Origin of the sequence: Streptomyces brasiliensis (assembly GCF_014647875.1) — a bacterium.
GTDB classification, from domain to species: domain Bacteria; phylum Actinomycetota; class Actinomycetes; order Streptomycetales; family Streptomycetaceae; genus Streptomyces; species Streptomyces brasiliensis.
In genome coordinates this window covers 1-12,545 of record NZ_BMQA01000035.1, presented here as the reverse complement: position 1 = coordinate 12,545, position 12,545 = coordinate 1, and the positions used below count along the sequence as shown (strand labels likewise).

Below are 12,545 nucleotides of genomic sequence, written 5' to 3'. Positions count from 1 at the left end.
AGACTCCTTCAGGATGCGGGCACGCAAAGGTCGGAGCGCACCATCACCACTGGGTTGGTGGACAGGTCCGCCCGGCCCGTTCATGGTCCCCGTGGCCCTGTCGACGCCGACAGGGCCGAACTTCCCTCAGCATGGGGCCCGTCGGCCCGGGGCGAGGCAGCTACCGGCCTGCATTGGCCCTCCCGGCTCCGGCCGACGCGCAAGAGTGCGGGAATTGTTTCCCAACGACTCACCCGCAACCCAGGGGGCCAAACACCCCACCGGACGATCCCCTGGCCGTGGCGTCCACGCCCGTGATCGCACGATCTCGAGGACGTCCCGGACCGGGCGGCGTGGTGTGGCCGGGCCCTGCGGCCCGTATCCGAGGCGCAGCACCATCTGCATCTGCACGGTGCCGGAGGCCGGGTCGCGGGCCAGCCAACGCAACTGCGGCCAGGTTACGCAGCGAATCGGGCACCCGCAGCGAGCTGCAACCGTCGAAGGCCACAGTCCGGTACGCACCGAACCGCACCCCCGGCGGCGCCGAGCGGGCCAGCGGCCCAGCGAGCACCTCGAACATTGACCGCACCCGCGCAACCCCCAGCCGACGGCGCAAATCCCGCAGGGCCTTCACGCTCGGCGAGGCCACCGGCATCCCGGCCAGTCCGGCGGTGAGCTTGTCCCGGACCAGCCGGTATCCGACCTCGGGGACCAGACACAAAACGAGCAGGAAGTACATCCCGACCCGGGACGGCAGATCACGCAGCCGCCGCTCCACCGTCCGCGTCTCCGCCAGCACCGCGTCGACGAGCTCGAACGGCACCACGGCGGTCAGCTCTCCCAGGTGGCCCGGCGCGAACCGGCCCGCGGCCACGGTCACCGTACGGGGGATGGCCGTCAGCGCGGACGGCAGGGCAAGATGAACCTGCGACGGAGCCCCTCAGCTACAAGCTGTCTTGGTCGACTGCCTGTACCAACGAGCTCCGTTGTGCATTGCCCTCGGACTCTCAACGGGCTTGGGTGACCTGCGAACTTCCCGGCCTTGGGGGAAGCCCCCCTTCACAAAGCCACCGCAGGCCCCTTGCTCAGAGTGCCCACCGCATTCATGCCACTCCCTCCTGGCCTGTGAAGCTCAAGCCGTCGGTCGCGGCGACATGTTCGGCGGGTGCGATGAGGTGCCTGGCAGTGTCCAGGGTTTCCCGAATGTGCTGGACGAGGGAGTGTCGGTCAGGGTCGTTGACCCAGCGTTCGAAGGCGACCTTGAACGCGGCGATCCCGATTTCCGCGGCGAGTGCTGCGGTGATGCTCTCCAGACCGCGTTCGCGCAGCGCGTGGGCGAGCGTGGAGGCGAATGCGGCGAGTTTGGCCAGTTCGCGTTCCTGGAGCTCAGGGTTGGCGGCGATGACGGCCTGACGTTGCCGTACCAGGTCTGCGCGTTCTTCGAAGACGGGAGCGGCTTCGGTCAGGGCGCGGGTGATCACCTCCAGCGGCGGGAGCGGGACGGGGGCGGCGGCCGAGGCGTCCGCAAGGATGTCGGCGAGGGGGTTGTCCCCGGGGAAGAGCACTTCCCGTTTGTCGGCGAAGTGCCGGTAGAAGGTCCGTTCGGTGACCCCGGCGCGGGTGGCGATCTCCGCGACGGTGGTGGCGTCGAAGCCCTGGTGGTTGTAGAGCTCCAGCGCCGCCTTCTCCAGGCGGCCTCGTGCGTCGGGTTCCCATCGGCTCATGCTCCGATCCTACCCCGCGATGACAGAATCTGACATCAGAGTGATGACAGAGACTGACGTCGACGCTTAAGGTGATGTCACGAACTGACATCAGGGTCCCGCCTCCGGTGGGGAGCCCGCAGCAGGAAGGCACGCACCATGCGCGTATTCGTCACCGGAGCCTCCGGACACGTCGGCTCCGCCGTCGTTCCCGAACTTCTCGAAGCGGGACACCAGGTCGTCGGCCTGGCCCGTTCGGACAAGTCCGCCGCCGCGTTGACGGCTGCCGAAGCCGAGGTGCACCGAGGCGACCTCGACGATCTCGACAGCCTCGCCGCAGCCGCCGCCGCGGCCGACGGCGTCATCCACCTGGCCTTCAAGCACGACGCCATGTTCGCCGGCGACTTCGGCAGCGCGGTCGCAGCGGATCTGCGCGCCATCGAGACGCTCGCAAACGCGCTCGCCGGCACCGGCAAGCCTCTGGTGACCACGTCGGGAACCATGCTGCTCGCCTTCGCGGGGCTGGCAGACGCCGGCACCGAAGCCGACGTGATCGACGCAGGGCCGCGGATCGACGCCGAGAACGCGGTGGTCGCACTCGCGGAACGCGGCATCCGGTCGTCCGTCGTCCGGCTTGCTCCGACCGTGCACAGCACGCTCGACCGCAACGGCTTCATCCCGACCCTGATCTCCCTCGCCCGGTCCAAGGGCGTCGCCGCCTACGTCGGCGACGGGGCCAACCGCTGGCCCGCCGTGCACACCCTCGACGCGGCACGCCTGTACCGGCTGGCGCTGGAATCCGCGCCGGCGGGGTCACGGCTGCACGCCGTCGACGACCAGGGGATCGCCTTCCGGGAGATCGCCGAGGCCATCGGCCGCCGGCTGAACCTGCCGGTGGTCAGCATCCCGTCGACGCAGGCCGACGCCCACTTCGGCTTCCTCAGCAGCCACGCCACGGCCGACAACCCGTCCTCGAGCACGCTGACCCGGAACCTCCTCGGCTGGAAGCCCGTCCAGCCCGGCCTCATCGACGACCTCGGCCAAGGCCACTACTTCGACCTCCCTGCGAGCACCACACGCTGAGCCCGCCCCCCACTCCATCCCACCCGGTCCCCGCGCCACGTCCAGGCCCTGCTCGGCTGGGCCCAGCCACCCGGGCCTGCTCGATGACCGTCGGTGCGGCGACTACCTCGCCGCACCGACGGTCTGACCACCCTCCCGTGTCCCTGACGCAGACCCCACCCCCGGAAAGAAGAACCATGCCCCGCTCCCGTCCCGCGATCGACAGCGAACTGGCCGCAGCACTCCAGGCCATGTCGATCGGCCCGAACGGCGTCTTCGACCTGACCGACATCCCCGCCACACGCGAGGCCGTCCGCGCGCTCGCCGAAGTCATAGCCGGCACCATCCCCGACGAGCCCACCGTCACCGCCGACGAGATCCAGGTGCCACGCGCCGGAGCCCCCGACGTCCCGGTCCTCCTGCTGCATCCGCGGAACGCGCCTGGACCACTGCCGGTCATCATGTGGTTCCACGGCGGTGGGCAGGTGCTCGGCTTCGCCGCTCAGGACGCACCCTGGCTCAAGCAGCTGTCCGCGGCACTCGGCTGCGCCGTCGTCGCCGTCGACTACCGCCTGGCCCCGGAAACCCCCGCGCCCGGCGCCGCCGAGGACGGATACACCGCCTACCGGTGGATCAGCGACAACGCCACCGATCTCGGCCTCGACCCCACCCGGGTCGGTCTGGCCGGCCAGAGCGGAGGCGGAGGCATCGCCGCCGCCACCGCCCTTCTGATCCGCGACCGCGGCGCAGCGACCCCACTGTTCCAGCTGCTGCAGTACCCGATGCTCGACGACCGCAACACGACCGACTCGAGTCGGGAGATCACCGACATCGGCATCTGGGACCGCTCGACCAACCTCCTTGCCTGGCAGGCGATCCTGGGCGACCGCGCCGGCACCGAGAACGTCACGCCCTACGCCGCCGCCTCCCGGGCTACCGACCTCGCCGGCCTGCCCCCGACCTTCATCGGCGTCGGTGAACTCGACGTCTTCCGAGACGAGAGCCTCGACTACGCCGCGCGCCTGCGCGCCCACGGCGTCCCCGTCGAACTGCACCTCTACCCCGGCGCCTACCACGCCTTCGACCTGTTCGCCCCGCAGTCCCAGCTCGCGGAGAGCTTCCGCCACACCTGGAACAGCTACCTCGCCCGGCATCTCACGAAGGCCCCGGCATCGCCGACTGCTTCGTAACACGCAGGTCTGACGGCGTGCCGCCGGTATGGAATCCCACCGGCGCCTCCGAGCCGATTGCCACCCCGCTCGGCTCGGAGGCGCGTCCGAAATGAATTGGAGTACTCCCATGCGCATTGGAGTCCCTTGCGAGCCCGCAGGGGAGACTCGCGTCGCCGCGACACCGGCGACCGTCAAGCAGCTGACACAACTCGGGTACGACGTGGTGATCGAGGCGAGGGCCGGGACACCCTCGACAGGATGGTGGCCGTGGCCCGGGCCCACCGCGAGTCCCTGCTGCACCCGGTCCCTGTCGCGGACGAATCGACGGTGACCCAGAACTCCACGCCGCTGTCGTCTGGGGCCGCCCCCCGTTTGTGCCAACGCGGGCGCGGAGCCTTCGTCCCGGGCCTCCTCGCCTTGACCCTGACCATCGATCGGTCAGAACCGGTCAGAACGCTTCAGGAATCCTGATATTGCATCAGACCGCGAAGAAGTGAGGGACACGGCGGCGTTCAGGAGGACTCACGGGATGTCGCACAGGGCTCGCCGCACTCTTTCATGCGCCGCGTTGCAACCGACTTCGGCGTCTCCACCATGGCGCTCCACCGCCACATCCCGAGCAAGGGCGAGCTCGTACGGCTGATGTCAGAGGCAGCGTTGGACGGAGAACCGCTGGGGCCGCGACCGTCCGGCTGGCGCGCGCAACTGGAACGGGAGGCACGGTGGTTGTGGGGCCTGTACCAGCGCCATCCCTGGCTGGCACGAGCCATGGCTGCCCTCACCCAGCCGATGGCCTCGCCCCCCCGCGATGCGGTACACCGAGCGGGTCCTCAGCGACCTGAACGGCCTGGAGCTGATACCGACCCAGATCATCCACGTCCACCTCGCTCTTCTCGGGTACGCCCAGGGCGTCGCGGCGGCCGTCGAGCTGGAGTCGCAAGCGCGGCAGGACACCGGCATGACCCCCGAGGAGTGGATGGCCTCCAACGAACCACGGACGGAGCCGATCCAGACCGCTGGGTCCTATCCGATCCTGTCCGCTCTCTTCGACCAGGAAGGGTTCGGCCTCGAACTCGACCTCTTCGAATTCGGGCTCGCACGGATGCTGGACGGAGTCGAATCACTCATCGAGCAATCCGGAGGCTAGGACCACTGGGCCCGCACCTGGGGGTCGAGCTCAGACGCGCACTGTCAAAACTTCTGACAGCGACACCGGTTTGCTGTTCCGTTCCTACTCGGACCCCGGGCGCGCCACGACGTACGCGGCAAGACCCGCGAGGCCAAGCTCTTCCACCACGCCCAGGTCGGCGACCTGGAATTGCACTACGAGTCCTTCACCGTCAACAGTGCCCCCACCCAGTAGCTCGTCGTCTACCAAGCCGAACCGGGCACCACCTCCGCCGACGCCCTCGCCCTGCTCGGCTCGTTCAGTGTCGGTCCCGTGCCCGCACAGGACATGGCTACGGGCACCGTCTCCGACTGAATGCGCGCGCGGCTGTGAGGGGACCCAGCCCGGCTCCGCGTTTCCTGGGTGTGCCAGGGCGACGTCCACCGTTCCCCACCCCCGGGTGGATGCGAAGGAGCCTGACGCCATGACCCAGACCGTGGAGCCGGGAGAGTTGCTCCGTTTGTGCCTCGGCCGGCTCGCCCCGACCGAGGCACGAGTGCCGATGGCCTTTCGGCAGGGCATGCCGGGTCTGCGCGGTGAGATACCGATCACGCCGGGCACCTCGGACCGGGCCCTGCGGCCTGAATCCTGTGAACGGCCGACCCCGCAGGTGCGGCATGGCCGGACGCTTGGACGTTCTGTTCACCGACGGCCGGCATTGCGGACTCGGCCGGATACCGTTCCGGGCGCCCCGGCTCCGGAGAGCGGCGGGCACCATGTCCGCTGGACACGTTGACGATGACGGGGTTGGACGACTTGCGCAGCAGCGGCAGGAACGCGTGCGTGACGCGCACGACGCCGACGACGTTCACGTCGAGCAACCCCCAAGACGGCCGTAGCATTGCTCACCCCCGTCCCAGCCCTGCCGCTTGGCGGGGCCGCGGCGTGCCCGACGCATACGGCACACCGCTCGCCGCAGCGTTTCACCAGGCCGTCCTCGACGACCACGACGCGCTCACCGCCACCCTGTCCCGCCTGCGACCCCGGGCGTGCCGGGCGGCCTGGGGTTCTTCACTGCCCGGGACCAGCGGCATCGCTTCCCCTGCCGAACTATGCGGCAGCCGGGGCGGGTTCGGTATGGGTACCCCGAGGCCGCCACCGCCCCATCCGTTCATCCCCAGACCGGTTTTGTCTTGTTCTCGGGTTCGTCCTCAAGAAATCCGACCAGCATGCGGGCCTCCTTGCAGGCCTGACTCGTCGTCTGCTCGGTGATCTTGTAATCGTCGGCCCGCGTCCAATTACTCCAGGCGACCGTGATGCGGAGGTTTTCCTGCCGTAATTCGATCCTGGTGAAGTTGTACTTCGTTTCCTTGTCCTTCTCCTCATCCCTAACCTTCTGCATCGCGCCGTCAGGGAGTTCCTCGGTCTGGGAGACCTTGCTCGTGGTCATCGGTCCGTACTCGGAGCGGCCAGGAGTGATCTCGGCCATCGCCTTGGCGGCGTCCCGCGAGGAATCCAGCAGTTCCGCGCTGACCGTCAGCTTGAAGTCGTACAGGTCGCCGTTTGCGCTGTCCGGCTCGGTCCAGCCGCAGTTGGCCTTCTTGCTGGTGTTGGCGGAATCGGACAGATCGTAGACGCCGAGTTCCTTGAAGCCGTGCATCTCGTTGCTTCGCAGGTAGCCGCACAGGTCCGGCATCCTCAAGTACTTCTTGGCGACCACTGGCGTCTTTGTGGCCTTCTCGTCCGGCAGTGCCTGATCGTGGTCCAAGACGCCGGCAAAGTACGCAATGCAGGCGGCTATCACGGCGACACACAACGGTATGACTACGCCAATTCGGACCGCGCGAGAGGTGGGTTTTCCCTGCGGCTCCGGTGGTTCGCCGCTGGGCGGACCACTGTCCGCGCCGTGCTCTTGAGGGTAAGCGGCCGACGGAAGTGCGGGGGCGGGGTCCGTGGCGATGGCGGTACGGGGGACGGTCGGTGGCGCAGGCGCCCTTATCGGGTCGGCTGGTTCGGTCGCGACGAGCGTGGAAACTTCGCGGCGAAGGTCGGCGATGCGCCCGTGGACAGCGGCCGCGGTGCCAGGACGCCGTTCGGGATCGCACTGGAGCAGGTCCGTCAGCAGGTCCGCTACGGGTCCGGGAACATCGGAACGCAGTTCGGTCACACGGCGGGCCTCCTCGTCGAGTTTGCGGCGGATCACTGACAGGGGGCTGCCGTCACCGAACGGTGGCTGTCCGGTGAGGAGCGCGAAGAGGACGCTGCCCAGGGCGTAGAGGTCGGATCGTGTGTCACCGCGGTGATCGAGGAACTGTTCCGGCGCTCCGTACTGGGCGGTGCCGATGGGTGAGAGCAGGGTGGTGGGAGCGACGGTGAAGGTGTGCGTATGGATGAAGCCCGCAATGCCGAAGTCGACGACCTTGACGGTGCCGTCGCGGGTAAGCATGACGTTGGAGGGCTTGATGTCGTAGTGAACGATGCTCGCCGCGTGCGCAGCGACCAGGGCCTCGCAGATCTCCTGTGCGATGTCCAGCGCACGGTCCACGGACAGCGGAGCATGGGCATGCAAATGCTTCGCGAGGCTGGTCCCCTTGATGTGCTCCATGGTGAGAAAGCGGATGTCTTCATGAGCACCGCGGTCGTACAGGGCCGCGATGTGCCGGTGGTTGATCTGGGCCGCGGCCACTGCCTCGCGTTCAAAGCGCTGGAGAAACTCGGGCGGAGCGTTGTCGTCGGGTTGCAGGAGCTTGATGGCGACCGTGCGGTGGAGCTCGCGGTCACGGGCCGTCCAGACCTCCCCCATGCCTCCCCTGCCGAGCCGTTCCACCAGCTCATATCTGCCCGCGATCACAGTGCGGCGGTCCACTCAGTACCTCCAGAGTTCCGTCCGGTGTCAGGATCCCGCACCCTCAGTCACGCTAGTACCGGAGTTGCAGTTCCTCACACAAAGCCCACAGACGGTGACCTTGCTCTGGGGATCGGAGGACGAGGGGGTGCCGACGAATTCCGTCCCGGCTCCGCCGCCGCGGTGGCGGCGCGGCGCGGGGGCCCCGGCCGACGCGCAACCAGCCGAGCGCGCCCCGATCCCCGGCCGCGGCAGCGCCGCCCATCCCGCCCGTCCCTTAGACGTCATCTCATTTGGCCATCCTGCGGTAGCAGATGAGGGTGCAAGCGATGCTGGTGAAGGCAAGGAAGTGCTCGGCTTTGCGCTCGTAGCGACGGTGGAGCCGGCGACAGCACGTCGAGCGACTGCGCGCGGCTGATGCGCGGCACCGCGTCCATGGCGAGCGCCGTGATCGGCCGGGCAGCGAGCACCTCGACCAGTTCCTCGTTGCGCGCTGGCGCGAGCAGGCTGACCAAAGTCGAGCCGTCCCGGACGTTCTGCACTTCCGGCACGGTGGGCCCGTTGACCCGGAACACCACGTCGGCACCCCATGCGTTGTCGGCGGTCCCAATCCGGGCTCCGGCTGCGGCATACGCCTCGTCGGCGAAGGTGGACAGTTGGCCCGCACCGGACTCGACAACCACGTCGTAGCCCAGCTTGATCAGCTGCTTCACCGTCGTAGGTGTCGCGGCTACCCGGGTTTCGCCGGGCAGCGTCTCCTTCGTGACACCGATGAGCATCCTTGGCTCCTTTTCTTCATCCGCAGCGTCATCAGTTCTGACCGCTCTGCGTTCTCGTCGACCGGGTTGATGACTTGCCCACCACGCCCACATGCCGCTGATCCCGGCACCGGCCCGGTCGCCCGCCGGGAAGAGACGCTGGCCATCGACGGCAGCGGGCCAGTTCGGCGACGACGTCGCCGAACTGGCCGCGTCACCCGCCTTGATGCCCCAAATTCCAGGACGGCACAGGTCAGAGACGTGTCCCGATCGCGACTTTGGGTAACTAGTGCTGTGGCCGGCCTTGCGAGGTGCCGTGCCGGGCGTCGCGAGCCGGTGAACCTTTCCGGTCACAGCACTGGACGGATGCACGGAGACGACCCGCGTCGTCCAAGCCAGCAGAACGGCATGGCGGTCATGTTCGGTCAAACGCGCAGGCCGGCGCCTCCGCCGATGACGATGTTCTCTCCAGTGATGTAGCTGGCGTCGTCCGAGAGCAGGAACGCCACCGCTGCGGCGACTTCCGGGCCCTCGCCGAGCCGTCGTAGCGGGATCGCGGCAGCCATGGATTCGGTGACCGCAGTCAGCTGCTCGGCCGACATCCCGGACTTGGTCCAAATCGGCGTTGAGATTGCGCCGGGGCTGACCGCGTTCACGCGGACCCCGCGCGGCGCGAGCTCGACTGCGAGAGAGGGGAGCATCGTCAGGAGCGCGCCCTTACTGCCTGCGCCAAGGCTCATGCCCGCGAGGCCACGGGTGGCTGCGATACCGACAGTGAAGACTACTGACGCAGCGTCCGCCAGCAGGGGCAGTGCCTTCTGCAGCACGAAAAACTGCCCCTTCGCGTTTGTGGCGAACACCTCGTCGTACGTGTTCTCGTCGACTGTTTCGAACGGCATCGCCTTGTTGATTCCTGCGTTCAGGAACAGGCCCGTGAGGGATCCGAAGCGGTCGCGCACTTCCCCGATAACACGCTCGGTGTCGTCGAGCGACGCTACGTCTGCTTGCACGATTGCGACTTCGTCTGGGAGCACAGAGCGCGCCGATCGTATCGTTTCTGGGTTTCGACCGGTTACCAGGACGTTCGCGCCGCGCTTGTGCAGCAATTGCGCAGTGGCGAGACCGATCCCGCTTGTTCCTCCGGTGATAAGTACGGTTTCTTGGTTCATAAAGAGTTCCTTGTCAGTTCAATCGGAAGGTGTCCCCGATTTATTTTCGGGATGCCTGGCCCCTCGCACTGGGTTTATCCGACGAGCGACCGATGTGAGTCCGTGGACGACGGTAGGACTAACTCAGAGCTGGGTGGCGCCTCCGTCCACGGCGAGCTCGACGCCGGTGGTGTAGGTGGCGTCGAAAGCGAGGAATGCAGCAGCCGTGGCGATCTCTTCGGAGGTGCCGAAACGCTTCATGGGATTGTTCGCGGCCCGCTGCGCCTTGAACTCCTCTGCGGCCTCTTCGGTCATCCCGCTCTTCTCAAGAATTCCTGTGTCGATGGGACCGGGGCTGATCGCGTTGACACGAATTCCGTGCGGGAGCAGGTCGCCGGCGAGGGTGCGGGCCAGCGAGCGCAGCGCCGCTTTACTGGCCGCATAGACACTGGTCGTCGGTATGCCCATGACGTTCGCGATCGAGGTGGTGAGGACGACAACGGCGCCCGTGCTCAGCAACGGAGCGAGCTTCTGCACGGTGAAGCCTTGACGTTGACCGCGAACAGCTCGTCGTAGAACTCCTCGGTCGTCGACTCCAAGGGCATGGTGTTTGCCATGCCGGCGTTGACGAACAGGGCCTCGAGCGTGCCGAACTCGCCCTTCACACGGTCAGCCAGATCGTCCAGGTCGGACAGTGAGGCCACATCGCCTCGGACACGTCCGGAAAACAAAGAGAGGCAAAGTAGAAATGTCAATAGGTACCTTAGGGAATTCCTATGGTCCCGGGCCCCTCCATCAGAGACCTGCGGGGGAAGCGAAGCGAGGCGCCCCCGTCCATCCGGCGCCGCCGGGAGAGGTGACAGGACCACCCGGATCATCAAGGACAGGGGCAACGAGCCATACCGGCCCCGAAGACCACGAACCCGAACCGGGCTCCACCAAAAAAGGTAAAGCACTATACCGCCTTCTCGGTGGCTGTGCCGTGAGCCGGGAAAGCAGCGGTTACCGGCAACAGACCAATGCCGCCGAGCAAGTCTCGCCTCACTTCGCAGACCTCGAGCCATCTCGAATCAAGCGTCGCCTCGTCCGCCTCTGCGCGCTGCAGTGCCTGGACTGCGGCATCGTCCGCGCATCGTGCGTGGCTCACTAGGTAGTAGCGCCGCACCTGCGTCCTGAGAGGGCCGACGAACCTGAACCCGACGAGCCACTGATGATCTGCTGCAACGAAGGTTGCCGGAGCGCTGCCCGCGGGCGCTGCAATGAGTTGATAGTGGGGCAGCCGCATGAGCTCAGACTGGGACGATGCCATCGCGTGCTCCTCCGGTTGAACTGGCTGTTCACCAGGGAGACTTGTGCGATGGCCCGCGCTTACTCAGGGAGCATCCGTGGTCAACGGGGTACACGCCCCGAGCAGACACCCGCGCATTCCGGCACCACGCCCGGCTACCCCACTTCACGAGGCACGATCAAGCTTGGTGACCATCGCGCGCAGCAGATCGGGACTCGCCGCGGCGAGGTTGTCCTCCGCGGGGGCGTGCAGCGGCAGACTGTCAGGTGCGGTCATCGCGCTGATCTCCTTCAAAGACTTGGTCGTCTTGAAAGATCAGCCGGTGGCCGTTCGTCTGTGCGGGCCTCACCCCGACGCGCGAGCAAACCCCCGGATCAGGTCGAACCCGTACACCACTTCTCAGGACGCAACCGCCCTTTTCCTGCTTGACCGTGTCAAACAGACGGTCCAGGTCGTCCAGGCTGGCCGAATCGCCCTGCACGCCGGTCACGTTTCGGCCGATCAGTTTGACGGCTTCGTCCAGAGCTTCCTTCCGCCGACCGGAGATGAAGACGTGAGCCCCTTCTTCAACGAACAGCTTGGCGCCGGCCAGCGCCATACCGCTTCTTCCACCCGTGATCACCGCTACCTTGCCATCAAGCTTTCCCACGACCGCTCCATCGGTGAGTACCGGGCGACTAAGTAAACCGTTCTGTGTGCTTAGGCTAGCTGTCACCAGCTCACGACGCAAGCTATGTACACCGCCCGTTACCGCAACCGGCTCGACACGGCCTGCGCAAACCCCCGACCGCGCACGCCGCTCGCCAGCTACACGCCGTGGGCTGCGGGCGGGCATGCAGCCGACGAGAGTGGCCACGCCGACCACGTTCGGCGGCGAGGTGCCCGTGCAGGAATGCGGCGCCGAGCTGCGCGCCGACAATCATCAGGACGCTGGCGACGGCTCTTCGGGCTATCAGCCCGTAACCCGGCGCCCCCAGCCACTCGAGAGGCACACGTCCGCGGCCATTCCGTTGATCGTCGAGGTGATGACGACGGTCGTAACGTCCTTGACCGCGATGAACCGCGCCGTCGCGGCCTGCACACCTGCCGCGACTCCGAGCGCGGTGGTGACCGCGATCCGGACACCCGGAATGGCGTTTCCCCGACGAGGCGATCCACAGCAGCTGTGCCGGCGGCCACGGTCACCTCGGCAAGGAACCTTGCTGCCAGGTGAGCTCCAGCCGGTTCGTGCAGCACCGAGCGAGCGTCTATCGCCTTTGTTTAGTGGAGCCCGGTTCGGGTCGTGATCTTCGGGGCCAGTATGGCTCGTTGCCCCTGTCCTAGATGATCCGGGTCGTGCTGTCACCGTCCGTCAGCGCACGCGAGAATGATCCGGGCCCGCTCGGCAGCTCTCCGGTCCCGCGACCCGGCCCGACGCACCAACCTCATGTATTCAGCTACGACCGTGGCCTGACGGCCCGACAGAAACAGGGTGCCTCTCAC

The 12,545-nt window shown here is 67.2% G+C and carries 8 protein-coding genes and 6 pseudogenes; 5 read left to right on the top strand and 9 right to left on the bottom strand.

Annotated elements, in window-relative coordinates:
* Positions 1–300: 300 nt before the first annotated feature.
* The 3 genes and pseudogenes from IEZ19_RS51345 to IEZ19_RS34385 all read right to left on the bottom strand — a co-directional run.
* Positions 301–435: pseudogene (locus IEZ19_RS51345) on the bottom strand (Acg family FMN-binding oxidoreductase); the annotation flags it as partial.
* Positions 436–562: 127 nt separating this feature from the next.
* Positions 563–853 (bottom strand): annotated as a pseudogene (locus tag IEZ19_RS34390) (transposase domain-containing protein); the annotation flags it as partial.
* 229 nt (positions 854–1,082) lie between these two features.
* The gene (locus tag IEZ19_RS34385) at positions 1,083–1,703 is read right to left on the bottom strand and encodes a TetR family transcriptional regulator (RefSeq protein ID WP_189315311.1); all 621 of its coding nucleotides are present in this window, start codon (positions 1,701–1,703) and stop codon (positions 1,083–1,085) included.
* A gap of 138 nt (positions 1,704–1,841) precedes the next feature.
* Here IEZ19_RS34385 and IEZ19_RS34380 point away from each other — a divergent pair, with 138 nt between their 5' ends.
* The 5 genes and pseudogenes from IEZ19_RS34380 to IEZ19_RS53740 form a co-directional block, all read left to right on the top strand.
* On the top strand, positions 1,842–2,765 hold the full coding sequence (locus IEZ19_RS34380) for an SDR family oxidoreductase (RefSeq protein ID WP_189315310.1): 924 nt from the start codon (positions 1,842–1,844) through the stop codon (positions 2,763–2,765).
* Between the two features lie 176 nt (positions 2,766–2,941).
* Positions 2,942–3,934, top strand: coding sequence for an alpha/beta hydrolase (locus IEZ19_RS34375; protein WP_189315309.1), 993 nt, complete (start codon positions 2,942–2,944; stop codon positions 3,932–3,934).
* A 28-nt stretch (positions 3,935–3,962) separates the two neighbouring features.
* On the top strand, positions 3,963–4,247 hold the full coding sequence (locus IEZ19_RS53745; RefSeq protein WP_373297101.1) for a hypothetical protein: 285 nt from the start codon (positions 3,963–3,965) through the stop codon (positions 4,245–4,247).
* Positions 4,248–4,724: 477 nt separating this feature from the next.
* The gene (locus IEZ19_RS51335; protein WP_229841170.1) at positions 4,725–5,063 is read left to right on the top strand and encodes a TetR/AcrR family transcriptional regulator C-terminal domain-containing protein; all 339 of its coding nucleotides are present in this window, start codon (positions 4,725–4,727) and stop codon (positions 5,061–5,063) included.
* A 111-nt stretch (positions 5,064–5,174) separates the two neighbouring features.
* Positions 5,175–5,279, top strand: a pseudogene (locus IEZ19_RS53740) (transcriptional regulator); the annotation flags it as partial.
* 517 nt (positions 5,280–5,796) lie between these two features.
* Here the strand turns inward: IEZ19_RS53740 and IEZ19_RS51330 are convergent.
* The 6 genes and pseudogenes from IEZ19_RS51330 to IEZ19_RS34330 all read right to left on the bottom strand — a co-directional run.
* Positions 5,797–5,905 (bottom strand): annotated as a pseudogene (locus tag IEZ19_RS51330) (SDR family NAD(P)-dependent oxidoreductase); the annotation flags it as partial.
* A 290-nt stretch (positions 5,906–6,195) separates the two neighbouring features.
* Positions 6,196–7,890: a serine/threonine protein kinase gene (locus tag IEZ19_RS34350; RefSeq protein ID WP_189315307.1), complete on the bottom strand. Its 1,695-nt coding sequence runs from the start codon at positions 7,888–7,890 to the stop codon at positions 6,196–6,198.
* A 263-nt stretch (positions 7,891–8,153) separates the two neighbouring features.
* Positions 8,154–8,648: a hypothetical protein gene (locus IEZ19_RS34345; RefSeq protein ID WP_189315306.1), complete on the bottom strand. Its 495-nt coding sequence runs from the start codon at positions 8,646–8,648 to the stop codon at positions 8,154–8,156.
* A 404-nt stretch (positions 8,649–9,052) separates the two neighbouring features.
* A complete protein-coding gene (locus IEZ19_RS34340; RefSeq protein WP_189315305.1) occupies positions 9,053–9,796 on the bottom strand; it encodes an SDR family oxidoreductase in 744 nt (247 codons plus the stop codon).
* Positions 9,797–9,919: 123 nt separating this feature from the next.
* Positions 9,920–10,491: pseudogene (locus tag IEZ19_RS34335) on the bottom strand (SDR family oxidoreductase); the annotation flags it as partial.
* A gap of 984 nt (positions 10,492–11,475) precedes the next feature.
* Positions 11,476–11,712 (bottom strand): annotated as a pseudogene (locus IEZ19_RS34330) (SDR family NAD(P)-dependent oxidoreductase); the annotation flags it as partial.
* Between the last annotated feature and the right edge of the window lie 833 nt (positions 11,713–12,545).

Coding starts and splice junctions, on each gene's coding strand:
- IEZ19_RS51335 (WP_229841170.1), top strand. CDS start 4,725: ATGCGGTACACCGAGCGGGTCCTCAGCGACCTGAACGGCCTGGAGCTG.
- IEZ19_RS34375 (WP_189315309.1), top strand. CDS start 2,942: ATGCCCCGCTCCCGTCCCGCGATCGACAGCGAACTGGCCGCAGCACTC.
- IEZ19_RS34340 (WP_189315305.1), bottom strand. CDS start 9,796: ATGAACCAAGAAACCGTACTTATCACCGGAGGAACAAGCGGGATCGGT.
- IEZ19_RS53745 (WP_373297101.1), top strand. CDS start 3,963: ATGGAATCCCACCGGCGCCTCCGAGCCGATTGCCACCCCGCTCGGCTC.
- IEZ19_RS34380 (WP_189315310.1), top strand. CDS start 1,842: ATGCGCGTATTCGTCACCGGAGCCTCCGGACACGTCGGCTCCGCCGTC.
- IEZ19_RS34385 (WP_189315311.1), bottom strand. CDS start 1,703: ATGAGCCGATGGGAACCCGACGCACGAGGCCGCCTGGAGAAGGCGGCG.
- IEZ19_RS34345 (WP_189315306.1), bottom strand. CDS start 8,648: ATGCTCATCGGTGTCACGAAGGAGACGCTGCCCGGCGAAACCCGGGTA.